Origin of the sequence: Pseudomonas sp. MONT-RG-20F-20-E-7-02 (genome assembly GCF_022662395.1) — a bacterium.
Taxonomy (GTDB): domain Bacteria; phylum Pseudomonadota; class Gammaproteobacteria; order Pseudomonadales; family Pseudomonadaceae; genus Aquipseudomonas.
Genome location: NZ_JAKNQN010000003.1, coordinates 329,531 through 350,872, shown reverse-complemented (window position 1 = coordinate 350,872; position 21,342 = coordinate 329,531). Strand labels below are relative to the sequence as shown.

Here is a 21,342-nt window from a genome sequence, read left to right as displayed (position 1 = left end):
ACATTTGTTAGCTGACACACCGCTTTCGCGAGCAAGCCCGCTCCCACATTTGAACCGAGTAAGCCTTGGTAATCAGGGTTTGAGCGGTCGCTCCTGATCTCGCTCGGAAAGCTCCGTGCCGTCGTCCGGATGTTTCCAGGTCTGCGGCTTTTCCTCTTCTCGCCGCCGAGCCAGCTCGCGATCGCGCTCATCCGAGTGCTTGTGTTCTTCAGCCATTGCCACCTCCCATCCGTAAGAATTGGTCACACCTTCAAGCATAGAACAGGGTCGGGATTTTGGCCGCGCCTGGCGATTGATAGCCACGACGCATCAATACATCCAAATTACTCACTTATCATTTCTAAATGTGTCAGCCACTATCCGCGGTCTTAAGCGAAACAAGCACTTTAAAAAGAACGCTGGAGACACAAAACCATGACTAGCCCTTCCCGGCCCGATTCTGCCCGCTCGAAAATTGGTGCGGTATTCCGCGTTACTTCGGGCAACTTCCTCGAACAGTTCGACTTCTTTCTGTTCGGCTTCTACGCCACCTATATTGCCGCCGCGTTCTTCCCCGCCGCTAATGAGTTTGCGTCATTAATGATGACCTTCGCCGTGTTCGGTGCAGGCTTCCTGATGCGACCGCTGGGCGCGATCATTTTGGGTGCCTACATCGATGACGTCGGTCGCCGCAAAGGGTTGATCGTGACCCTGTCGATCATGGCCAGCGGCACGCTGCTGATCGTGCTGGTGCCGGGTTACCAGACCATCGGCCTGTGGGCACCTCTGCTCGTACTGCTGGGCCGCTTGCTGCAAGGCTTCTCGGCCGGTGCGGAACTGGGCGGTGTGTCGGTTTACCTGTCCGAAATGGCCACACCGGGCCGCAAAGGCTTCTACACCAGCTGGCAGTCGGGCAGCCAACAGATCTCCATCGTGGTTGCCGCCGCGCTGGGTTATGGCTTGAACGTGTGGATGCAACCGGCCGTGGTTGCCGATTGGGGCTGGCGCATTCCGTTCGCCATTGGTTGCATCATCATCCCGTTCATCTTCGTACTGCGACGTAACCTGCAGGAAACCGAAGAGTTCGCCAACCGCAAGCATCGCCCAACCATGCGCGAAGTGCTGGCGACCCTGGTGAAAAACTGGACCGTGGTGATCGGCGGCATGTTGATGGTGGCCATGACCACCACCGCGTTCTACCTGATTACCGTGTACGCACCGACCTTCGGCAAAACCGTGCTGCAACTGAGCACCTCGGACGCCTTGCTGGTGACGTTGCTGGTGGCCGTGTCGAACTTTATCTGGCTGCCGATCGGCGGCACCCTGAGCGACCGTTTTGGCCGCAAACCGGTGCTGGTGGTGATGACCGCCCTGACCGTGATCACCGCCTACCCGGCGCTGTCGTTCGTGGTCAACGCGCCGAGCTTCGGCCATATGCTGGAAACCCTGCTGTGGTTCTCCTTCCTCTACGGCATGTACAACGGCGCGATGATCCCGGCGCTGACCGAAATCATGCCGGTGGAAGTACGTGTGGCAGGCTTCTCGCTGGCGTATAGCCTGGCGACCGCGATCTTCGGCGGTTTCACCCCGGCGATCTCCACGTGGTTCATTCACATCACCGAAGACAAGGCCTCGCCGGCCTACTGGATGATGTTTGCCGCGCTGTGTGCGCTGTGCTCGACACTGGCGCTGTACCGTCGCGCCAACACCCGTGGGCAGGTAATGCAGGGGGCTGTGTGATGAAGCACCTGTACAAAACCCTGACGGCCCTGGCCCTCGGCGCCCTGGCGCTGACGGCCCAGGCCGAAGAGCTCAAAGTGATGACTTCCGGAGGCTTCACCGCCGCTTATAAATTGCTTGGCCCACAGTACGCCAAGCAGAGCGGCGACACCCTCGAGACCATCCTCGGCCCGTCGATGGGCAAGGCGCCGGAAGCCATTCCCAACCGCCTCGCCCGTGGCGAACACGCCGACGTGGTGATCATGGTCGGCTACGCCCTGGATGACTTGATCAAACAGGGCAAGGTCGACAAGGCCTCGCGGGTAGAACTGGCGGATTCACGGATCGGCCTGGTGGTGAAAGAAGGCGCAGCCAAACCGGCCATCGGCACCGATGCCGAGTTGAAGGCGGTGCTGAGCCAGGCCAAGTCCGTGGCGTATTCGGACAGTGCCAGCGGCGTGTATGTCGAGAAAGAGCTGTTCAAGAAGCTCGGCATGCCGGCCAAGGGCACGATGATCGAACGCATCCCGGTCGCCGAACAGGTCGCCAAGGGTCACTACGAAGTGGGCCTGCAGCAGGTGGCGGAATTGTTGCCGGTGCCGGGGGTGACTTACGTCGGCAAGATCCCGGAAGACGTGCAATCGGTCACTCGCTTTGCGGCGGGCATTCCGGTCAACGCCGAACACCCGGCCCAGGCCAAGGCGCTGTTGCAGTTCCTGGCCTCGCCAGAGGCGCAACCGGTGGTGCAATCCACCGGCTTGGACTCGGTGTCACACTGACCGAAACGGCATCTCCCGCACCAACCGCTCCAACTCCAGCGCCGCCGGCGGCAACGTCCGCCCGCGGCGCTTGATCAAGCCCACATTGCGCATCACCTGCGGCTCCACCAGCGGCACACTCACCAGAATCGGGTGCGTGCACGCCGGCATCGCAATCGACGGCACCATCGCCACGCCCAACCCCGCCTCCACCAGCCCGATCATGGTGGTCACGTGGTGGGTCTCGCAGATACTTGGTTTTTTTACCCGCACGCCGCGCAACGCCTGGTCCAGCAAAAAACGGTTGCCCGAGGTTTTGTCCACGGTGATGTAGTCGTGCTCATAGGCCTCGGCCCAGGTCACGCTCTCACGCTCGGCCAACGGATGGTCGCGGCGACAGGCCAGCACGTAGCGCTCCTGCAACAGCAATTCGAACTCCACCTCATCGGCCAGGCTGCCGCTGAAACTCACGCCGAAATCCGCCTCGCCACTTTCCACTGCGTTGCACACCTCACCGGCGCTGGCGTCCAGCACCCGCAGGCGAATCTTCGGGTACAGCTTGTGAAACTCGGAGATTACGTGGGGCATGAAGTAGTAAGCGGTGGACGGCACGCAGGCAATCGTGACGTTGCCCATGCGCGTGGACGCGACGTTACTGATGCCCATCAAGGCGACGTCGAGGTCGTCGAGCATGCGCTCCACCTGTGGCAGAAACGCCCGCCCGACCATGGTCAGGCTGACGCGGCGCGTGGTGCGCTCGAACAGCTTCACATCCAGCGCCGACTCGAGCTTTTCGATACGCCGGCTCAGGGCCGGTTGCGAGATACGGATGGCCTCGGCGGCGCCGCGAAAACTGCCCTTGTCTACCAAGGCGCGGAAGGCTTGGAGGTCGTTGAGGTCGAATTTGATGATCACGGGAAGAGGCCAGTGTGGTCGATTTGGGGGGCATTATCGTACGGGTGGTGAGGGTGCGCCATGTGTGCCTGCACGGGTTTGAATTGATAGCCCGGCTACAACGATGAAGCCAGTGATATAAGCGCGTTAACACGAAAAATCCACGAAACAATTTAAAACAACCCAACTTAGTATAAATTGCACGCGAACAACCAAAGCCGTTCAAGGAGACTCTCGTGGCAACTCTTCAAGCTCATACAATCCAGGCGCTGCAAGCCCAACGCCCTGCCCTGCTGACCGAATGGATTACGAGCCTCGAGGCTTCGGGAGCCACACGAAACGTCAAGGGGGATGACGTCAAACAGCAAGCTGGCGACTTTCTTAATCTGCTGATCGACGCGCTCCTGCAAGGCGGCTCACAGCAAATAAGCCATGAAAACTGGGCCGAAACCCGGGTCTTCCTGGAAAAGCTGTCGCACAGCCGCGCCTTGATCGGCCAGGACTCGCAACAAACCGCCAGCTTCATTTTCGCCCTTAAAGGCCCAGTGTTCACCTTGCTGCAACGTGAGTACGCCGAACAACCGGCGCAACTGGCCGAGCAACTCTGGGAAGTTTCCGAACTGCTGGATTCGCTGGGCATGCACACCATCCGCACCTTCCAGAAGTCCCGTGAGTCGGTCATCAAACGCCAGCAGGAAGAATTGCTGGAGTTGTCCACCCCCGTGGTGAAGCTGTGGGACGGCGTGCTGGCCCTGCCGATGATTGGCACCCTGGACTCGCAACGCACCCAGGTGGTCATGGAGTCGCTGCTGCAACGCATCGTCGACACCGGCTCGGAAATCGCCATTATCGACATCACCGGCGTGCCGACCGTCGACACTCTGGTGGCCCAGCACTTGCTGAAAACGGTCACCGCCATCCGCCTGATGGGTGCCGACTGCATCATCAGCGGCGTGCGCCCACAAATTGCCCAGACCATCGTGCACCTGGGTCTGGACCTGCAAGGCGTGGTGACCAAAGCCAACCTGGCGGATGCCCTGGCGCTGGCGCTCAAACGCCTGGGCGTCACCATCAGCAAGGCTGTCTAAGCATGGAACGCATCCCTATTTTGCAGATGGGCGAGTTTTTGCTCGTGACCATTCAGGTCGACATGCACGACCAGTTGGCCATGACGCTGCAGGACGACCTTTCCGAACGCATCAGCCGCACGTCGGCGCGCGGCGTGCTGATCGATATTTCGGCGCTGGACATGGTGGATTCGTTTATCGGGCGCATGATCGGCACCATTTCCGGCCTGTCGCGCATCATGGACGCGCAGACCGTGCTGGTGGGCATGCAACCGGCGGTGGCCATTACCCTGGTGGAACTGGGCATGACCCTGCCCGGCGTGGCGACCGCATTGAACGTCGAGCGCGGCATGAAACTGCTGCGTGATCGGGTAGAACACTTATGAGCCAAGCCAGCAGCGGCACGCATCCCGTGCTGATCGAACAGGACGTTGTGCTGGCCAGACAATTAGTACGCAGGCTGGCCCAGGACTGCGGCATGCGCCTGATCGACCTGACCAAGCTGGTCACGGCCGTCAGTGAGCTGGCGCGCAACACCGTGGTCTACGGCGGCGGCGGGTACATGGATTGGAGCGTTGTCGAAAAAGACCATCGCCCCGGCCTGCGCCTGACCTTTCGCGATGAAGGCCCCGGCATCCCTGACCTCAAGCTGGCCCTGACCGACGGCTGGACCTCCGGCAGCGGCCTGGGCCTGGGCCTGACCGGCGCCAGGCGCCTGGTGGACGAGTTTGAACTGGACACCGCACCCGGCAAGGGCACACGCGTGACGATCACCCGATGGACCTGAATATTCCCAGCGCCTTGACCCAAGTGCTTTTGATCGAAGATGTCAGCCAAATCGGCTATGCCCGGCGCAGTGCCCAGCAGCTTGCCGAGCTGCTGGGTTTTGATGAAACCGACGCCGGGCGCGTTGCCCTGGTGGCGACCGAACTTGCCAGCAACATCCTCAAGCATGCCGCCCATGGCGAGCTGCACCTGCGCGCCACGGGCAACCAGGGCGTCGAAATGATCGCCGTCGACCGTGGCCAGGGCTTCGACCTGGAAAGCTGCCTGGTGGATGGGTTCTCCACGGGCGGTACGCAAGGCATCGGCATGGGCGCCATCGCGCGCGTGGCCCAGGTCTTTGATGTGCATGCCGATCAGCGGGGCACGGCGATGTTGGCGCGGCTCTACCCACGCACCTCGAACGCGCGGGATATCCGCTATGGCGTCAGCCAGCATTCCTTGCACAACGATCCGGCATGTGGCGACGCCTGGCACCTGGCAATCGAAGCGGGCCGGTTCAGCGTGATGGTTGCCGACGGCCTGGGCCATGGCAGCGAAGCCGAACGCGCGGCGCGCGCGGGTGAAGAGATGTTTGCCCAAGACCCCTTCCAGGACTCGGCCACGCTGCTCAACGACATGCATATCGGCATGAACGGCACCCGGGGCGGCGCAGTGGCCGTGGCGCAATACGACGCCGTGGCTGACCGGCTGCGTTTCACCGGCGTGGGCAATATCGGCGCCAGCCTGATTGCCTTCGGCAAGTCGCGCGGGCTGGCTTCCCACCCGGGCATCGTCGGCGTGCAGTTTCGCAAGGCACAACCCTTCGACTACGCTCAGGTCAGCGGCCAACTGCTGATCCTTTACAGCGACGGGCTGCAGTCACGCTGGAACCTTGCGGACTATCCCGGGCTTTGCCACCGCCACCCCGCCCTGATCGCCGCCATCCTTCACCGTGATTTCTGTCGCGGCCGGGATGACGTTACCGTCTTCGTGATTGCCCTGGAGGCCATTGATGGCTGACACCATTGCTTCGCTCACTGAGCAAGTGCAACGCCTGCACCAGGAAGCCGACGCCTTGCGTACCGAGTTGGATGAGACCAACCAGGGTGTGCTGGCACTGTATGCGGAACTGGATATGCAGGCCGATCAGTTGCGTCAGGCATCAGACCTGAAAAGCCGCTTCCTGTCGTACATGAGTCATGAATTCCGCACGCCCCTGGGCTCGATCCTGAGCATCACCAGCTTGCTTGCCGATGAACTCGACGGCCCTTTGAGCCCCGAGCAGCAGACCCAGGTAGGCTTTATCCGCAGCTCGGCGCGCGAGCTGCGGGAGATGGTCGACGACCTGCTGGACCTGGCCAAGATCGAGGCCGGGCGCATTACCATCTCGCCTGCCTGGTTTGACATGTTCGACCTGTTCTCGGCATTGCGCGGGATGTTCCGCCCGATCGTCGACGCATCGTCGGTGGACCTCATCTTTGAAGAGCCCTCGGGCTTGCCCAAGCTCTACACCGATGACAAGAAGCTGGCGCAGATCCTGCGTAACTTTATCTCCAATGCCTTGAAGTTCACCTTGCAAGGTGAGGTGCGCGTGTCGGCACGCATGGAAAGCGCGCACGAGATCCGCTTTGCGGTGCAGGACACTGGCCTGGGCATTCCTGCCGAGCTGCACAACAACCTGTTCGAAGACTTTTCCCAGATCGACTCACCGCTGCAAAAGCGCCTGCGCGGCACCGGCCTGGGGCTCTCGCTGTGCAAGCGCTTTGCCGAGCTGCTCGGGGGCCGGGTCGGGGTGCAAAGCGCCCCAGGTGTTGGGTCGATGTTCTTTGTGATCATTCCTCTGTCTATCGCGGGCGGGCCTGTCGATGAGTCGTGACATCCAACTGCTGATCGTCGACGACAACGCCGCCACTCGCTATGCCCTGCGCCGGCGCCTGGAAAGCCATCACTACCGCGTGCTCGAAGCCGGCACCGGCCAAGAGGGCCTGGACCTGATCGCGAGTAAAAAGATCGACGGGCTGATCCTCGACGTCAATCTGCCGGACATGAGTGGCTTCGACATCGTGCGCGCGCTGCGCGCCGACCCGGCGACCGCCCTGCTACCGGTGGTGCATGTCTCGGCTGCGTCCATCGAGACGGGCGACATCATCACCGGCCTGGACGCCGGCGCCGATGCCTACCTGATCCACCCGGTGGACCCGGACGTGCTACTGGCGACCCTGCGCACCTTGCTGCGCGTGCGTGATACCGAATACGCCCTGCGCGAGAGCGAGGCGCGCTTTCGCGAAATCTTCTTCAACATCAGCGCGCCGATAGCCGTCATGGACCCGCAGTTGAAGGTGCATGAATGCAACCACGCGTTCGCCCAACTGATCCAGGACAACCTGAACCCTGACGCCTTGCTCGAATGCTTTGCCAGCGATCAGCATGCCGTCATCCAGGAGTTGTGCCTGCGTCTCGCCGCGGGAGAGCGCTGGAAAGGCAACTTGCAAATGCAAGTGGACGGCCAGGTGCGCGAAACCGAGTGGCAAATCTCGCCTTATCGCCGGGCCGAACTGAGCCTGGTGTTTGTCGAAGACGTCACCGAGCATCGCCATCGCGAGCGCCATCAGTTGGCCGAGCTGACCAACGCCACCACGCAGCTGGCGCACACCGAGGCGCAGTTGCTGCAGGCACAGAAGATGGACGCGCTGGGCAAACTCACCGGCGGCATCGCCCACGACTTCAACAACCTGCTGACCGGGATCATCACCAGCCTTGAGCTGATCAAAAAACGCCTCGACACTCAGCAAACCGAGAAGGTCAAGGCTTATGCCGACGCCGCGTTGAGCTCGGCCCTGAGCGCCGCCGGCCTGACCAACCGCCTGCTCGCGTTTGCCCGCCAGCAGCCTCTGGACACGCGCCCGGTGGATATCAACGCGCACATCCGCTCACTGGAAGAGCTGCTGGTGCGCACGATCGGTGAACACATTGCGCTCAAACTCGAGCTGACGACCCACCCGGCCGTGGCGCTGGTTGATCCGATCCAACTGGAAAGCGCAGTGCTGAACCTGGTCATCAATGCCCGCGATGCGCTGCCCAAGGGCGGCGATATCTGGGTGACCACCTACCCGGCTTACTCCAACGGCAACCTTAAACTGGAAAACGGCGCCTACATCGCGCTCTGCGTGCGCGATAACGGCGTGGGCATCGAACACAGTGTGATCGACAAGGTGTTCGACCCTTTCTTCACCACCAAGCCGCTGGGCCAGGGCACCGGGCTGGGGCTGTCGACCATCTACGGCTTTGCGCGCCAGTCCGGCGGCGACGCACAGATCCGCAGCGTCACCCGCCAGGGCACCGAGGTCACCATCATGCTGCCCGCTGCCTCGGGCCCGGCGAGCATCACCACCAAGCCCGTGGCAGCGCCGGGGCTCAGCAGCGGCGAACACGTGCTGATCGTCGAGGACATGCCCTCGGTGCGCAGCTTCGTCGCCGAGGTGCTGGTCGACGCCGGTTACCGCTGCAGCGTGGCGGCCGACGGTGATGAGGCGATCGCCACCCTGCGCCAGGACACCAGCATCGACCTGATGCTTACCGACGTGGGCCTGCCGTACATGACCGGGCGGGAATTGGCCGATGTCGCCCGAGGCCTGCGCCCCACGCTGCCGATTCTGTTCATGACCGGGTATGCGGAAAATGCGGCGAATCGCCAAAGCTTCCTGGGGGAAGGCATGGACCTGATCTCCAAACCGTTCCATATCGACGAGTTGCTGGAGAAGATCCGCCGCGGGCTGGACGGCCTGCCAGGCACCCAGTAAGGGGGACACGCAGGCCACCCCGGCTAAATTGCAGGATGCCGTGCGGTGCCAGGCTTGGTACCGTGACCGGCCTTGCAATCCGCCACCGGCACCGAACAATGACTCAACCCAATAAGCACTATCGGCCCCTGCGCCTCGCATCGTGGGCGCTCGGCCTGCTGTGCACCGCCACCCTGGGCTTTTTTGCCTGGCAAAGTTTTTACCCGGTGCGCGCCGCCGATTCGTGGAGTTATCAGGTTTTGCATACCGATGTGGCCAAGGCCGCATCGTTGATGCCCATGGCTGACGGCTCGTTGATGGTCACCGAGGAACTCAAGGACGGGCTGGGCAGCATCGTGCACATCCGGCTGGATGGAACGCGCGACGTCGTGCTCGGCAACCTGTCCAAACCCGACGGGATGTTGGCCACGCGGGGCGGCTGGGTGTTCAGCCAGGAAACCGGCAACGCCCCCGTCAGCTTTCTCAAGGACGGCGTGGTCACCGAATTGTTCAAAGGCGAAAACGTGCAAGGCCTGTGGGATGAAGGCGACTACCTCTATGCCATCGAAGACCGCAGCCATGCTGGACGCCTGCTGCGCTATCGCTGGAGCGACCAGTCACTCACGGTACTGCGTGACCAACTGCACGAAGGCGAGTCCATCACACGCTGCACCGATGGACGAATGCTCTACACGGAAAAGAAAAAGGGTGTGGTGCGTGAGCTGACGGATGACGGCAGCGATCCGGTGGTGCTGTCGGGCCTGAACAAGCCCACATTCTTGATGTGTGATGAACGTGGGTTGTGGGTCAATGAAGACTCGACGCATCGGGCGCGGTTGCTGTTGATTGATAAACACGGGCAGCAACAAACGATCTTGTCGTTCTTGAAGGCGCCGCAGTCGATTGTGCGCACGGGAGACGGTACTTACTTACTGGCAGAAGGTGGCCGTGACCGAGTGCTGAAACTGGTGGGTAAGTCGCTGGCAATTGCCAGCGACGACGTGAAGCATTGACCCGGCACGCAGAAGGGCCGAACAGCTGAGGTTGGCACCCGCCTATCGTGCCCACGCCTTGGGACCGTCAAAAAACGCCTGCGCATTGCTGTCCAGTGTCTCCAGGTGATACCCGCCCTCCTGCACGATCACACAGGGCAATCCCAATTGCCGGATGCATTCGCCCAAGCGCGCGAACCCTTCGCGCGTCACCGCCACTTTGCTTTGCGGGTCGAGCTCGTAGATGTCGAACCCCAAGGACAACACCAGCACATCCGCCGAAAAGTCCTTCACCGCCGACAAGGCCAGCTCGAGTTTTTCGAAGAACACCGCTTCGCTGGCGCCGTGGGCCATCGGCAGGTTGAGGTTAAAGCCTTCACCGGCAGCCACGCCGCGTTCGTCGGCAAAGCCTGCCACGCCGGGGTAGAAGTTGGTCGGGTCACCATGGATCGACACATACAGCACGTCGTCACGGGCGTAGAAAATCTCCTGGATGCCCTGGCCGTGGTGCATGTCGGTGTCGAGAACGGCGACACGCTGGAAACCTTCGCGCAATACCTGCGCCGCCACCGCCGCATTGTTGAGGTAGCAAAAACCGCCTGCCGCCTCGTGACGGGCGTGATGGCCCGGCGGGCGGCACAGCGCGTAGGCGGCAGGCGCGCCAGCGAGGATGTCTTGGGCGGCGGCCACGGCACTTTGCGCCGACCAATAGGCTGAACGCCAGGTCAGTTCGCCCACTGGGCAACTGCCATCCGCCAGGTAGCGTGCAGCCTGGGCGAGGATGCCGCGCAGGGCATTGGGCTCGCGCACGAAGATGTTCGACATGACTTCGTCGCCCCAGTCTTCGGGGATTTCCTTCCAGCGTTGGTGCGCTTCCTCAAGAAACGCCAGGTAGGGCGCGCCATGTACTGCAAGCAATGGCTCGAGGCCGTAGTCAGCAGGTTGCTGAATCTCGAAGCCCAAGGTCTGCGCGGCTAAGAGCAAGTTGCGCGCGCGCTCGGGGACTTCCTGCGGCGTGCGCATCTGGCCGCGGGAGTAGTAGCTGCGCGGGTGATGCAACAGTTGTTCTGGGTGGAAAAACGTACGCATGAATGACTCCTGGGTAAACACCGAACCTGTGGGAGCTGGCTTGCCTGCGATAGCGGTCTGTCTGAAGGACCGCCATCGCAGGCAAGCCAGCTCCCACACTGAATCCGGGCAGGCTGTAACGATGAGTTGTTAGTCGGCTTGACCGGCGCGATTGAGCACAGCGTTAAGCAAGACATCGGTGCCTTGGCGCACATCCTCGGGCAATACGTCTTCGGCTTCGTTATGGCTGAGGCCACCTACACACGGGATGAAAATCATCGCGGTCGGGCAGTACCGCGCCAGGTGGATGGCATCGTGACCGGCACCGCTGACAATGCGTTGCTGGCTGTAACCCAAGGCATCCACCGAGGCCTGCACGCAAGCGACACACTCGGCATCGAACGGCGTAGCCGGGCTGACCCAATGCGGGCTGATGCTGACCGTCAGGCCGCGGTTTTCAGCGATGGCCTGCAGCCGCGCGCGCACTTGTTGCTCCATGGCTTCGATGTCGGCGTCGCGGTGATGACGCAGGTCGACGGTGAACGCCAGCAACCCCGGAATGGTGTTGCGCGACGACTTGGTGATGCTCAGCTCACCGACGGTGGTCAGGCCTTCGGGGGCGAAATCGGTGGCGAGGTTTTCCAGCGCCTGGATCATTTTTGCCGCGCCATACAGGGCATCTTTGCGCAGTGGCATCGGTGTGGTGCCGGCATGTGCAGCCATGCCTTCGACCTGCACGTCGAGCCAGCGAATCGCCTGGCCGCCGGTGACCACGCCGATGCTGTTGGCGTTGTCTTCCAGAATCGGGCCTTGCTCGATATGGGCTTCGAAATACGCATCCACCGTGCCACCCAACGGGCGTTCGCCGTTATAGCCCGTGGTGCGCAACGCCTCGGCCACACTGATACCGTCGACATCGACAGTCGCGAGCGCCTTGTCCAGCGCCAGGCTGGCGGTGAACACCGCCGAGCCGAGCATGGCCGGGGTGAAACGCGCGCCCTCCTCGTTGGTCCACACGGCAATTTCCAACGGTTTACGGGTTTGAATGCCTTGGTCGTCGAGGCTGCGGATCACTTCTAGGCCGGCCAATACACCGTAGACACCATCAAAGCGCCCGCCTTCCGGCTGGGTGTCGAGGTGGCTGCCCATCATGACGGGCGCGGCGTCGCTATCGGTGCCGGCACGCCGGGCAAACAGGTTGCCGATGGCATCCACGCTCAGGGTCAGCCCGGCAGCCTTGCACCAATGGCTGAACAGTTCGCGACCTGCCTTGTCTTCGGCACTCAAGGCCAGGCGGCAACTGCCGCCACGGGATGTGGCGCCGATCTCCGCCATGGCCATCAGGCTGGCCCACAGGCGTTGGCCATTAATTTTCAACATTACGCAGTCTCCATCAAACGCTATGGGCCATTTCAAGGCGGTGGGCCGTGGCGTGGCGGCGTGACAACGCCATTACGCACACCAGCGAGGTCGCCGCGATCAGGCTGTAAAACACTGCCATCGGCCACCATTGGCCCTGGTATTCGTGGGCCAGCCAGGTGCCGATCAACGGCGTCAGGCCACCGGCCAGCGCACCGCACACCTGGTAGGCCAGGGAGATCGCGGTGTAGCGCACGCGGGTTTCAAACAGGCCGCTGACAAACCCGGCGATCACCGCATAAAACGAGGCCATGCACACCACCGCCAGCGCGATACCGAGGACAATCAACGGCGCCTGGCCGCTGCTGACCAGCACGAACATCGGATAAGGCGAGACCATCGCCAGTACGGTCATGGCGCACAGAAAACGCGTGGCCCCGACTTTTTCGGCGACCCAGGCAGCCAGTGGCTGCACGCAGAATTGAATGATGGCGACGAAGAACAGGCATTCCAGAATCAGCGAGCGCGGCAGGCCCAGTTGCTGAGTGCTGTAGGCAATCATGAAGGTGTTGGTGAAATACACGCCAGCAATGCCCAGCGTGTTGGCGCCGATGCACAACAACAGTGGGCGCCAGGCGGTTCTCAGCACTTCGATCACCGGCGCCTGGTCTTTCTTGATCGCCCGTGCCTTCTCGGCGATGGCTTTGTCTTCGAGGAACTCAGGTGATTCATTGACGCCCAGGCGAATCGCCAAGCCGACGATCAACAACAAAGCGCTGGCCAGGAACGGCAGGCGCCAGCCCCAACTGAGCAGGTCCTCTTCCGGCAACCGCGTGACCGCGCTGAACGCCAGCAGCGAGAGGATCAAACCGGCCGGGCTGCCCAATTGCGCGAACGACGCAAAGAAGTTGCGACGGCCCTTCGGCGCATGCTCGCCGGCCATCAACACCGCCCCGCCCCACTCGCCGCCAACGGCAATGCCTTGCACCACACGCAGCAAGACCAACAGCACCGGCGCCGCAACGCCGATCTGCGCGTAAGTGGGCAACAGGCCGATGCACACGGTGACCACGCCCATCATCACCAAGGTGATCACCAGGGATTTCTTGCGGCCGATGCGGTCACCGATATGCCCGAACACGATGCCGCCCAACGGTCGCGCGAAAAAGCCCACGGCGAAGGTGCCGAACGCGGCCATGGTGCTGAACAGCTTGTCGTCGGAAGGGAAAAACAGTTGGCCGAACACCAGCGCGGCGGCGGTGGCGTAGATGTAAAAGTCGTACCACTCGATCATGGTGCCGATAAAAGCGGCGGCCGCAGCACGGCGCGGCTGCGGCGAAGCGGAAGGCTTCATGGGGCGGGCTCCTTTGGTTATTTTTTTGGCAGGAGAAAGTCAAACGCATGCGCTCTGATGGCGCTTGTTAAGGGTGATTTATCGTCCTGGGGCTATGATTAGTCAATTTTCTATTTATTATTCCGATTATAAATCCTGCTTATTATCGAGCTGCGCCATGCCCGAATTCCGCCGCGATGTTCACCCACTGCTCAACGACCGATTGGACTGGAATCTGCTGCGGACTTTCCGTGTTATCGGCCAGGAACTGAGCATCAGCCGCGCCGCCGCTCGGCTGCACCTGACCCAACCGGCGATCAGCCAGGCGCTCAAGCGCCTGGAAGAACAGCTCGGCTGCCAACTCATCGCCCGCCGTGGCCCGCGCTTCGTGCTGACTGAAGCCGGCGAACAGATCTTCGCCATCGCCGGCGAGATGTACGGGCAGGTGTCGCAGATGAGCAACGCCCTGCAAAAACCCGGCGATGAAGTGCTCGGCAAAGTGCGCCTGCTGATGATCAGCCGCATCAACTCGGACACCTTCGACGACTTCCTCGCCGACTTCCACCGCGAGCACCCGCGGGTGGATCTGGAGGTTGAGGTGATGCGCAGCTCCGACATCGTCGCCGCCCTGCTGGAAAAAACCGCAACCCTGGGCCTGAGCCTGAATCGCCGGCCGCAACCGCGCCTGGAACAGCACCTGTTCCTGCGCCAGCGTTATGCTTTTTTTTGTGGAAAACACCACGCGCTGTTCGGCCGCAGCGGCCTGGCCGAGGGCGATTTGCAGTCGGAAAATTTCGTCAGTTTTACCAGCGACCAGATTGGCGGGATGCTGTCGCCGCTGACGATCTTTCGTGACCAGCAAGGCTTCAGCGGACGGATCGTGGCGTCGTCATCGAGCCTGGAGGAAGTACGCCGGCTGGTGATTGCCGGCTACGGTTTGGGCTGCCTGCCGATTCACGTGGTGGCCGAGGATGTGAAGAATGGGCTGCTGTGGCGGCTACCGCCGGATGAAGGGATTGCCGATGTGGATATCCATCTGCTGTGGAATCGGGAGCAGAAGATGAGTCGGGCGGAAACGGTGTTTATCGAGCGGTTGTCCGGGCGGTTGGCAGAGTAAAAGCACGTGCTGATGCACTTAGAGATTCGTCTTACGTAGCTACCAGACGGCTCTTTCAGCGAAGCCCTTGAACGTGTATCGAGGCAACCCATAGAGTCCTGTGAACCCGTGCTATGAGGCGCGGTTTGATCAGTCATCCAATCTCCAAGTAGGATTGAATGCCCGCGGTCAAAATCTCCCCAGTGTTCCAACAGATCAACCATTGGGAAAATTTCGCTGCGCACTTTTACAACTATAAAGTGTGCGGTGAACGTCCCTCCATCGGCACGGCTCCAGCAGCACCCGCCAACGTTATTGATCGACGCGGCATTTGCGACGTTTACTGAGTTGGGACGCCGCGGCTCCGGGGTGCATATCATGCCGCGCAGTGTTGAATTGGCCCGTCCACAAAGCGGCAATACTGTGCTGGCGGACTTTTTCGGCTGTGCCGTACGGTTCGGCGCCCAGCGTAACGCGCTGGTGTTCGACGCTGCCGATTTAGAACGGCCCTTTTCCAGTCACAACCCCGAGCTGCTGGAAATGCTGAGCCCGGCACTGATCGCGGCATTGGCCGAAGCGACTGCGCCGGCCACGATCAGCCACCAGGTCAAAAGCACCCTCAAGCGCATTCTCGCCAGCGGTCGCCCGGAGATGGTCGAGGTGGCGCGCGAAATGGGCATGAGCGAGCGTTGCAAGCGGTAACAACCTACTAAGATCAGGCGGGCAGCCTGCGCTCGACACTGCTGGCCATGACCTGCAATGCCTCGAAAGAGTTTCGACCAATCAGCATGAAACCATGGGACGGGTTGGCCCAATAGACCACGTTCATGCCTCGGCGCTGCTCGGTAGCGGCGGGCTGCGTGCCCCTTTTGCTGGCGGTGATGCACAGCGCCAAGGGGCCGTGGCGCGGGTCCAGGTAAGTCAGTTGGCCAATCAAGACGCCGTCATAGTCGAGAATTTGCGCGCGCCGGAACTCGGCACCGGGCAAGTTCACGGCGTCAGGGGATAACGGCAGGCCCAATTGCGCGCCCACTGAGCTGAGTTGGGCGGCATGAGAGACTGGATCAGCATTAAGGTTTTCCAGAGTTTCAGGCGTGTACAGCGCCATGTACTCAGCCACCGAGGCACGCCAACCTTGGCCGGACTCTGCTCGTGGCCAGCTCATATACAGGCGGTCGGCGACCACACCCGCCACAGCAAAACTCGCCGCCACAGCCAGGAAACGCCGTCGACTCATGGCTGGCGCGTGCGCAGGTGGCAAGGCTTTGAGCATCGCGTTCAAGCGTTCGGTGGGTGCTTCGTCCAACATCGCGTCAAATGCGGCCTTGAAAGGCAAATCAGCGCACTGCAATTCATCCAGGCGCGCGGCCACAGAGGGGTTTGCCTTTAGCTGATCGGCAATAAGCTGACGCTGTTCAGCATCCAGTTCGCCATCCAGATAAGCCACCAATAGCTCATCGGACGGTGCGTTAGTCTGAATCATCGCCGTTCTCCACTGGATTTTTCCGGCTGGGCTTTTGCAGGCGCGGTCTCTGCAAGTTTCACGCGAGCGGCCGCCAACCGGCTCATCACGGTCCCCACCGGGATATGCAGTACCTCGGCAATTTCCTTGTAGGAAAGCCCTTCGACATACGCCAGAAACACCGTTTCCCGCTGCGCTTCGGGCAACCCGTTAACCCGCTTGATCACTTGCGCAACCAATACCTGATCCTGCGCCTGGCGCTCGCCATCGAATGACAACGCCTGCTCCGCATCGACAAACCCTTGCCCCTGGCGCACCCGTTGCGAGCGCAGTTCGTTGAGCCAGATGGAATGCATGATCGACAGCAGCCAGCGATCCAACCGCGTGCCGGCTGTGAATTGCCCGGCACGCTCCAGTGCGCGTACACAGGTGGCCTGCACCAGATCTTCAGCCACATGCTTGTGCCGCGACAACACCCACCCATATCGCCATAAACGCGGCAATAACAGGCCCAACTCGCGCCGAAACTCAGCCTCTGTGGTGATAGCCGCCCCCTGCTGGTTCACTCATCGGTTTCACGCCTGGGGCGCAGCGGCGATGGCTTCGGCCAGGTCTTCGTATTCTTCGCAGGTGGTGCTGCACAAGGCTTTGATTTTCACCAGTTGCTCTTGCGCCAGGTCGACGCGGCCCTTGATCACGTAGGCCTCACCCAGGTACTCGCGAACTTGGGCGTAATTGGGGTCGAGCGCGACTGACTGCAGGTAGTAACCGATGCCTTCGTCCGTACGCCCCAGTTTGCGCGTGGCGTAACCACGGTAGTTGAGGGCCTTGGCGGTGTTCGGGTTTTGCAGGGTGTCGAGCAGGGCCAGCGCCTCGTCGTAGCGCCCATCTTTTGCCAGGCGGTAGGCGTATTCGGTGCGGTCGGCATCGGAGGTGGCTTTGCTGGTTTGCAGCACGCATTTGCCGGTCTTGGTGTCCCAGACCTGGCCTTTGGGGCAGTTTGGCTTGGGCGGTGCCGATTCATCCCCGGAGGCGTGGGCTTGGCCTGCGAGCAAAGCGGCGGCCAGGCATGCACCGAAGAACAGCGCGGCGCGGTAAGTCATGGGGTGTTCGTGGCGATTCTTCATGGTTGTCATGCTCCGTAACGTCAGGGAGGAAACATCATTTTTGAAACGCATTGCGTGAACCCGCCAGCATGCGGCGCAACGTGCCGTCGCGCAGCACATAGTGATGCCAGAGCGCAGCGCCAGCATGCAGGCCCGCCAGGAGAACGATCGCCCAGGCCACATTGTTATGCAGGCCACCCAAGGTGCCGCGCCATTCGTGGTCAATCACAAAGGGCGCGGGAATGGGGAACAGTCCGAAATTGAAGGGTTCACCTTGAGCCCAGCGAAACAGGAACCCCAATACGATTTGCGACACCAGCAACAGGTACAGGCAACCATGCGCCATTTTCGCCAGCAGGTTAAGCGCCGGGTGACTGTCGGCCTTCAGGCGATTGCCGCCAAACACACGCCACACAATGCGCAGGATGATCAACAGCGCCATCGCGATACCGAGCGAAATATGCACCGATTGCAGGCCCTTGCGCAGCGGTGTGCCCTTTTCGAGGTTTTCCCAGATATGTGCACTGGCAAACATGAAGATCACCACGGCAGCGGTCAGCCAGTGGAAGGTGCGGGTCAGGCGGTCATAGCGATCGGAAGGTGTGTTCATGGGCGTTCCCTGGGTGGTCTGTGGGGTGAACACCGCAGCGGGGGAAGTTATTCGGTGAGACATTAATTTTTTTGCAAATCGGCAAACGCAAAAGCCCCGTAGCGGGTTCAGCTACGGGGCCGTTCTATGTCATCGCCGAGTCAGGCGCTCAGTTTGCGCGTTCTTTATTGGCTTGGGAGAGCACCGAAGCGGCCAGGGATTTGGTCTGCTCACTGTATTTATCGCTTTGAAGCGCTTTGCCGGCCTTTTCCTCCATCTCGGCGCTGGTCTGCTTATCCGTTCTGCTCTGTGCCAACGCTGAGGCGGCAAGGCTTTTGGCGATCGCGCAGGCATTTGGATCATTCAGGGTTTCAGCGGCCAACGTAGCCATGGTGCCGGAAGTTTTTTTCGTGTTTTTGCTCATGATGCATGTCCTTTGCGGTGTGGGATTTCCTACCTGAAAATTCCTCGAAACCAAGATAGGCAGCCAGCGCGAGAGCCGCAACACGCTGCCTGTAGGTAACGTACGGAAAGGATGTACGAAAGACGAAATTATCCCATAGGGGCGTCGAATCGATTGCACTGATGGTTATTATCGAAACGGTCGCCTGTGTGATTGCCAGAACCGGTTCATATAATCGCCTCCACTTTCCCTGCCCTCGCCTCGCTTGATTTCAAGCGACATTCCCCTATGGAACCCAACACCATGCCAAGCGTCAGCCAGGCCCCCAGTGGCCGCCCTGAACATAATCAACAGAGCGTCAAACAGCAGTGGCTGGCGATTCTCTCAGTCGCGGTGGGTGCCTTCGCCCTGGTGACCAGCGAGTTTCTGCCAGTGGGCGTACTCAACGACGTCGCCAGCGACCTCGGCATCAGCGCCGGGCATGCCGGCCTGATGGTCACACTGCCCGGCATCATGGCCGCCCTCGCCGCCCCACTGCTGTCTGTGAGCATTGGGGCGATGGACCGCCGCTACCTGCTGATCGGCTTGACGCTGATCATGATCATCGCCAACTCGGTGGTGGCCTACGCCAGCGACTTCAGCCTGCTGCTGTTCGGCCGTGTCCTGCTGGGCATCAGCATCGGCGGCTTCTGGGCGACAGCCATTGCGCTCAGCGGGCGCCTGGCCCCCAAGGGCGTGGGCGTAGCGAAGGCCACCTCGATCATCATGATGGGCGTGACCCTGGCCACCGTGCTCGGCGTGCCCGTAGGCACCTGGCTCAGTGGCCTGATGGGCTGGCGCATGACCTTCCTGGTCACCGCGCTGGTGGGCGTGCCGGTGTTGCTGGCGCAGGTGTTCCTGCTGCCGCGGCTCACACCGGAAAAGGCCATTCAGATCCGTGACCTGCCGGCGTTGTTCATCAACCCACAAGCGCGGGTCGGCTTGATCGCCGTGTTGCTGATCGGCCTGGCGCACTTTGCGGCGTACACCTATGTCGCACCGTTTTTCAAAAACAGCTCCGGCTTCGACGGCCCGACGATTGGCTCACTGCTGTTGCTTTATGGTGTGGCCGGGGTGATGGGCAATGTCTTCGCCGGTTTCGCCGCCAACCGCAGCGTGCGCCACACCCTGCTGTTGGTCGCGCTGATGATCGGCACCAGCACCGCCCTGTTCCCCTACTTCGCCACCGAAATGACCGGCGCCGTGATGCTGATCGCACTCTGGGGCTTCGCCTTCGGCGCCTTCCCGGCCTGCGCGAGTATCTGGATGTTTGTCGTCGCGCCCAAGGATGTGGAGCGCGGCATGCCGCTGTTTGTCGCGTTGTTTCAGGTGATTATTGCCCTGGGCTCGTTCTTTGGCGGGCGGATTGTCGATCAGATGGGTAGCGCGGTGTTGTTGAGTTTGGCTACGGCGCTGGTGGGGGCTGGGTTTGTGACGGTGCTGGTGTTGGGGAGGAATGTGAGTAATAGCTTGGTGGTGCAGGCTGGCTGAATCCAAAACTACAGAAACGAAAAAGCCCCGTAGCTCGTTCAGCTACGGGGCTTTTTCTATGTGGAAATTTTACTCGTTTGAAGCGGCCGTGGGCGTCTTCGGCCGAGAACCTCGAGCGGGTACATCAATGAACCCAGGCTTGAAAAAAAGTAGTTACAACTCATCGGATGCAGGTTGGCCTGCGCAGATTTAGCATTGCCGACTACTAAGCCACTGGCGTACATTAGCTATGATTTTCATCGAGACTTCGGGCTTCACCCGTCGCGTCAAAGAGCTTATCGACGACGATGCTTATCTCGCGTTTCAGAGCACGCTGATCGTGAACCCTTCAGCCGGTGATGTCATCGAAGGTACAGGCGGCGTTCGTAAGATACGGATTGCCGCCAGAGGCCATGGCAAGCGTGGCGGAGCACGAGTGATCTACTACCACTTCGTCTCGGCTTCACAGATTGTTTTGTTGATGATCTACCCCAAAAATGAACAGCAAGACCTTACCGCTGACGAGCGTAAATCGTTGAAAGCTGCGATCGAGCACTGGAGATAGCTATGAGCAAGTTTTTTGATGAGCTGATGGAAAGCGTTCAAGAGATGAACGAAGTCCTGCGCGGGGAACGTGAACCTTCCCGCGAATTCCATGTTGATGCGATGCAGGTTAAAGAAATCCGTAAAGCAACAGGGTTGACCCAGGCCAAATTCGCAGCCTTGATTGACGTTCAACTCGGCACACTACGCAATTGGGAACAGGGCCGTCGCGATCCAACAGGGCCAGCAAAGGCATTATTGAAGGCCATTCATAACGACCCGGTGCATGTTCTGAACGCTTTGGCCACTTAAGCCATGCGGAGCGTACGGTTTTGCATGACCTGCAACCTCTGCGCGATTACACAAACCGTCATTTTCTCTGACACCTTATCGACTAAAAAGCCTGCTGAGCATTAAGTTCAGCAGGCTTTTTCAGTTTCAGATGCAGGTGATTACTTGACTGGTTTATCCGCCGGGAAATTACGCTCCAGCACCGCGTCCACCAGCACCTGTGCATTCTCGATCAACTGCGCCAGCCCCATGATTACGGGTGACTGCGTGCTGTCCGGATCTTCGGCGCATTGGTAGGCGGTTTGAAGTGCGGATGAGAGGATTTCGGAGGCGTTGGCCAGGGCTTCTTCGGTGCCGACGTCGGCGCCTACGTGGAAGATTTTGCGCGGATGAAACTCGGAATCTGAATCGAGGTTGGTCATGTTCATTGTGTAGCTCCTGTATGCAATGGGAGCTGTCACATCCTGCTGTCAAACAGGAACAGGTGGCAGCTATGCGCGGGTTGACAGACCGGTATACAGGACCCGGCGCACCCGAAGATGCCCCACGCACAGCCGCCATAAAACAACGTCACAGCGCAAGAAGCCTGTAATCGTATGGAGGTCGTACACCTGTAAATCGGTCTGTCAA

General features: G+C 60.7%; 25 protein-coding genes. 14 read left to right on the top strand and 11 right to left on the bottom strand.

What is annotated here, in order from left to right; translation table 11 throughout:
• Window positions 1-72 precede the first annotated feature (72 nt).
• Entirely contained in the window at window positions 73-216 is a 144-nt protein-coding gene (locus tag L8I05_RS10695; protein ID WP_242168832.1) for a hypothetical protein, read from the bottom strand.
• Window positions 217-414: 198 nt separating this feature from the next.
• Between L8I05_RS10695 and L8I05_RS10690 the strand changes: the two genes are divergently transcribed.
• Together L8I05_RS10690 and L8I05_RS10685 are read left to right on the top strand one after the other, a co-directional pair.
• Window positions 415-1,719, top strand: coding sequence for an MFS transporter (locus tag L8I05_RS10690; RefSeq protein ID WP_242168829.1), 1,305 nt, complete (start codon window positions 415-417; stop codon window positions 1,717-1,719).
• Complete coding sequence (locus tag L8I05_RS10685) at window positions 1,719-2,477, top strand: substrate-binding domain-containing protein (RefSeq protein WP_242168827.1); 759 nt, start codon at window positions 1,719-1,721, stop codon at window positions 2,475-2,477. The genes L8I05_RS10690 and L8I05_RS10685 overlap by 1 nt, the downstream gene beginning before the upstream one ends.
• Here the strand turns inward: L8I05_RS10685 and L8I05_RS10680 are convergent.
• Complete coding sequence (locus L8I05_RS10680; RefSeq protein WP_242168825.1) at window positions 2,469-3,371, bottom strand: LysR family transcriptional regulator; 903 nt, start codon at window positions 3,369-3,371, stop codon at window positions 2,469-2,471. The two genes, L8I05_RS10685 and L8I05_RS10680, sit on opposite strands and share 9 nt — an antisense overlap.
• A gap of 215 nt (window positions 3,372-3,586) precedes the next feature.
• Between L8I05_RS10680 and L8I05_RS10675 the strand changes: the two genes are divergently transcribed.
• The 7 genes from L8I05_RS10675 (at window position 3,587) to L8I05_RS10645 (ending at window position 9,974) form a co-directional block, all read left to right on the top strand.
• Window positions 3,587-4,438 carry an STAS domain-containing protein gene (locus tag L8I05_RS10675; protein ID WP_242168823.1) on the top strand — a complete coding sequence of 284 codons (852 nt, stop codon included), beginning with the start codon at window positions 3,587-3,589 and terminating at the stop codon, window positions 4,436-4,438.
• A gap of 2 nt (window positions 4,439-4,440) precedes the next feature.
• Entirely contained in the window at window positions 4,441-4,803 is a 363-nt protein-coding gene (locus tag L8I05_RS10670; RefSeq protein WP_106576990.1) for an STAS domain-containing protein, read from the top strand.
• The gene (locus L8I05_RS10665) at window positions 4,800-5,204 is read left to right on the top strand and encodes an ATP-binding protein (protein WP_177016119.1); all 405 of its coding nucleotides are present in this window, start codon (window positions 4,800-4,802) and stop codon (window positions 5,202-5,204) included. The genes L8I05_RS10670 and L8I05_RS10665 overlap by 4 nt, the downstream gene beginning before the upstream one ends.
• The gene (locus tag L8I05_RS10660; protein WP_159954847.1) at window positions 5,195-6,202 is read left to right on the top strand and encodes an ATP-binding protein; all 1,008 of its coding nucleotides are present in this window, start codon (window positions 5,195-5,197) and stop codon (window positions 6,200-6,202) included. Before L8I05_RS10665 ends, L8I05_RS10660 begins: the two co-directional genes overlap by 10 nt.
• A complete protein-coding gene (locus L8I05_RS10655; RefSeq protein WP_159954846.1) occupies window positions 6,195-7,058 on the top strand; it encodes an ATP-binding protein in 864 nt (287 codons plus the stop codon). Before L8I05_RS10660 ends, L8I05_RS10655 begins: the two co-directional genes overlap by 8 nt.
• Window positions 7,048-8,982 (top strand): response regulator, encoded by a 1,935-nt coding sequence (locus L8I05_RS10650; RefSeq protein ID WP_242168821.1) that lies wholly within the window; start codon window positions 7,048-7,050, stop codon window positions 8,980-8,982. The genes L8I05_RS10655 and L8I05_RS10650 overlap by 11 nt, the downstream gene beginning before the upstream one ends.
• 98 nt (window positions 8,983-9,080) lie before the next feature.
• On the top strand, window positions 9,081-9,974 hold the full coding sequence (locus L8I05_RS10645) for a hypothetical protein (RefSeq protein WP_242168819.1): 894 nt from the start codon (window positions 9,081-9,083) through the stop codon (window positions 9,972-9,974).
• 42 nt (window positions 9,975-10,016) lie between these two features.
• On the opposite strand, the gene L8I05_RS10640 is transcribed toward L8I05_RS10645, so the two are convergent.
• The 3 genes from L8I05_RS10640 to L8I05_RS10630 form a co-directional block, all read right to left on the bottom strand.
• On the bottom strand, window positions 10,017-11,042 hold the full coding sequence (locus tag L8I05_RS10640) for a histone deacetylase family protein (protein ID WP_242168817.1): 1,026 nt from the start codon (window positions 11,040-11,042) through the stop codon (window positions 10,017-10,019).
• A 129-nt stretch (window positions 11,043-11,171) separates the two neighbouring features.
• Complete coding sequence (locus L8I05_RS10635) at window positions 11,172-12,401, bottom strand: Zn-dependent hydrolase (RefSeq protein ID WP_242168815.1); 1,230 nt, start codon at window positions 12,399-12,401, stop codon at window positions 11,172-11,174.
• Window positions 12,402-12,414: 13 nt separating this feature from the next.
• Window positions 12,415-13,734, bottom strand: coding sequence for an MFS transporter (locus L8I05_RS10630; RefSeq protein ID WP_242168813.1), 1,320 nt, complete (start codon window positions 13,732-13,734; stop codon window positions 12,415-12,417).
• 157 nt (window positions 13,735-13,891) lie between these two features.
• On the opposite strand from L8I05_RS10630, the gene L8I05_RS10625 reads away from it, so the two are divergent.
• Both L8I05_RS10625 and L8I05_RS10620 read left to right on the top strand, forming a co-directional pair.
• Window positions 13,892-14,830: a LysR family transcriptional regulator gene (locus L8I05_RS10625; protein ID WP_197623978.1), complete on the top strand. Its 939-nt coding sequence runs from the start codon at window positions 13,892-13,894 to the stop codon at window positions 14,828-14,830.
• 246 nt (window positions 14,831-15,076) lie between these two features.
• Window positions 15,077-15,511: an AraC family transcriptional regulator ligand-binding domain-containing protein gene (locus L8I05_RS10620; protein WP_242168811.1), complete on the top strand. Its 435-nt coding sequence runs from the start codon at window positions 15,077-15,079 to the stop codon at window positions 15,509-15,511.
• A 13-nt stretch (window positions 15,512-15,524) separates the two neighbouring features.
• Here L8I05_RS10620 and L8I05_RS10615 read toward each other — a convergent pair whose 3' ends face one another.
• From L8I05_RS10615 to L8I05_RS10595, 5 genes are all read right to left on the bottom strand, one after another.
• The gene (locus L8I05_RS10615; protein WP_242168809.1) at window positions 15,525-16,292 is read right to left on the bottom strand and encodes a transcriptional regulator; all 768 of its coding nucleotides are present in this window, start codon (window positions 16,290-16,292) and stop codon (window positions 15,525-15,527) included.
• A complete protein-coding gene (locus tag L8I05_RS10610) occupies window positions 16,289-16,786 on the bottom strand; it encodes an RNA polymerase sigma factor (RefSeq protein ID WP_242169351.1) in 498 nt (165 codons plus the stop codon). Before L8I05_RS10610 ends, L8I05_RS10615 begins: the two co-directional genes overlap by 4 nt.
• A 60-nt stretch (window positions 16,787-16,846) precedes the next feature.
• Complete coding sequence (locus L8I05_RS10605; protein WP_242169349.1) at window positions 16,847-17,374, bottom strand: tetratricopeptide repeat protein; 528 nt, start codon at window positions 17,372-17,374, stop codon at window positions 16,847-16,849.
• 58 nt (window positions 17,375-17,432) lie between these two features.
• Window positions 17,433-17,987: a cytochrome b gene (locus tag L8I05_RS10600; protein ID WP_242168807.1), complete on the bottom strand. Its 555-nt coding sequence runs from the start codon at window positions 17,985-17,987 to the stop codon at window positions 17,433-17,435.
• Window positions 17,988-18,135: 148 nt separating this feature from the next.
• Window positions 18,136-18,390 carry a hypothetical protein gene (locus L8I05_RS10595; RefSeq protein ID WP_159954836.1) on the bottom strand — a complete coding sequence of 85 codons (255 nt, stop codon included), beginning with the start codon at window positions 18,388-18,390 and terminating at the stop codon, window positions 18,136-18,138.
• A gap of 282 nt (window positions 18,391-18,672) precedes the next feature.
• Between L8I05_RS10595 and L8I05_RS10590 the strand changes: the two genes are divergently transcribed.
• The 3 genes from L8I05_RS10590 (at window position 18,673) to nadS (ending at window position 20,733) form a co-directional block, all read left to right on the top strand.
• Window positions 18,673-19,899: an MFS transporter gene (locus L8I05_RS10590; protein ID WP_242168805.1), complete on the top strand. Its 1,227-nt coding sequence runs from the start codon at window positions 18,673-18,675 to the stop codon at window positions 19,897-19,899.
• Window positions 19,900-20,128: 229 nt separating this feature from the next.
• The gene (locus L8I05_RS10585) at window positions 20,129-20,443 is read left to right on the top strand and encodes a type II toxin-antitoxin system RelE/ParE family toxin (protein ID WP_242168803.1); all 315 of its coding nucleotides are present in this window, start codon (window positions 20,129-20,131) and stop codon (window positions 20,441-20,443) included.
• 2 nt (window positions 20,444-20,445) lie between these two features.
• Window positions 20,446-20,733 (top strand): NadS family protein, encoded by a 288-nt coding sequence (gene nadS / locus L8I05_RS10580; protein WP_034118626.1) that lies wholly within the window; start codon window positions 20,446-20,448, stop codon window positions 20,731-20,733.
• Between the two features lie 140 nt (window positions 20,734-20,873).
• Here nadS and L8I05_RS10575 read toward each other — a convergent pair whose 3' ends face one another.
• On the bottom strand, window positions 20,874-21,140 hold the full coding sequence (locus tag L8I05_RS10575) for a DUF3077 domain-containing protein (RefSeq protein WP_242168801.1): 267 nt from the start codon (window positions 21,138-21,140) through the stop codon (window positions 20,874-20,876).
• Between the last annotated feature and the right edge of the window lie 202 nt (window positions 21,141-21,342).

Excerpts from the sequence above, each read along its gene's own strand:
- L8I05_RS10605 (WP_242169349.1), bottom strand. The coding sequence starts at position 17,374 with ATGACTTACCGCGCCGCGCTGTTCTTCGGTGCATGCCTGGCCGCCGCT.
- L8I05_RS10585 (WP_242168803.1), top strand. The coding sequence starts at position 20,129 with ATGATTTTCATCGAGACTTCGGGCTTCACCCGTCGCGTCAAAGAGCTT.
- nadS (WP_034118626.1), top strand. The coding sequence starts at position 20,446 with ATGAGCAAGTTTTTTGATGAGCTGATGGAAAGCGTTCAAGAGATGAAC.
- L8I05_RS10575 (WP_242168801.1), bottom strand. The coding sequence starts at position 21,140 with ATGAACATGACCAACCTCGATTCAGATTCCGAGTTTCATCCGCGCAAA.
- L8I05_RS10595 (WP_159954836.1), bottom strand. The coding sequence starts at position 18,390 with ATGAGCAAAAACACGAAAAAAACTTCCGGCACCATGGCTACGTTGGCC.
- L8I05_RS10625 (WP_197623978.1), top strand. The coding sequence starts at position 13,892 with ATGCCCGAATTCCGCCGCGATGTTCACCCACTGCTCAACGACCGATTG.
- L8I05_RS10655 (WP_159954846.1), top strand. The coding sequence starts at position 6,195 with ATGGCTGACACCATTGCTTCGCTCACTGAGCAAGTGCAACGCCTGCAC.
- L8I05_RS10630 (WP_242168813.1), bottom strand. The coding sequence starts at position 13,734 with ATGAAGCCTTCCGCTTCGCCGCAGCCGCGCCGTGCTGCGGCCGCCGCT.
- L8I05_RS10650 (WP_242168821.1), top strand. The coding sequence starts at position 7,048 with ATGAGTCGTGACATCCAACTGCTGATCGTCGACGACAACGCCGCCACT.
- L8I05_RS10600 (WP_242168807.1), bottom strand. The coding sequence starts at position 17,987 with ATGAACACACCTTCCGATCGCTATGACCGCCTGACCCGCACCTTCCAC.
- L8I05_RS10670 (WP_106576990.1), top strand. The coding sequence starts at position 4,441 with ATGGAACGCATCCCTATTTTGCAGATGGGCGAGTTTTTGCTCGTGACC.
- L8I05_RS10690 (WP_242168829.1), top strand. The coding sequence starts at position 415 with ATGACTAGCCCTTCCCGGCCCGATTCTGCCCGCTCGAAAATTGGTGCG.
- L8I05_RS10685 (WP_242168827.1), top strand. The coding sequence starts at position 1,719 with ATGAAGCACCTGTACAAAACCCTGACGGCCCTGGCCCTCGGCGCCCTG.
- L8I05_RS10645 (WP_242168819.1), top strand. The coding sequence starts at position 9,081 with ATGACTCAACCCAATAAGCACTATCGGCCCCTGCGCCTCGCATCGTGG.
- L8I05_RS10615 (WP_242168809.1), bottom strand. The coding sequence starts at position 16,292 with ATGATTCAGACTAACGCACCGTCCGATGAGCTATTGGTGGCTTATCTG.
- L8I05_RS10635 (WP_242168815.1), bottom strand. The coding sequence starts at position 12,401 with ATGTTGAAAATTAATGGCCAACGCCTGTGGGCCAGCCTGATGGCCATG.
- L8I05_RS10640 (WP_242168817.1), bottom strand. The coding sequence starts at position 11,042 with ATGCGTACGTTTTTCCACCCAGAACAACTGTTGCATCACCCGCGCAGC.
- L8I05_RS10590 (WP_242168805.1), top strand. The coding sequence starts at position 18,673 with ATGCCAAGCGTCAGCCAGGCCCCCAGTGGCCGCCCTGAACATAATCAA.
- L8I05_RS10660 (WP_159954847.1), top strand. The coding sequence starts at position 5,195 with ATGGACCTGAATATTCCCAGCGCCTTGACCCAAGTGCTTTTGATCGAA.
- L8I05_RS10695 (WP_242168832.1), bottom strand. The coding sequence starts at position 216 with ATGGCTGAAGAACACAAGCACTCGGATGAGCGCGATCGCGAGCTGGCT.
- L8I05_RS10665 (WP_177016119.1), top strand. The coding sequence starts at position 4,800 with ATGAGCCAAGCCAGCAGCGGCACGCATCCCGTGCTGATCGAACAGGAC.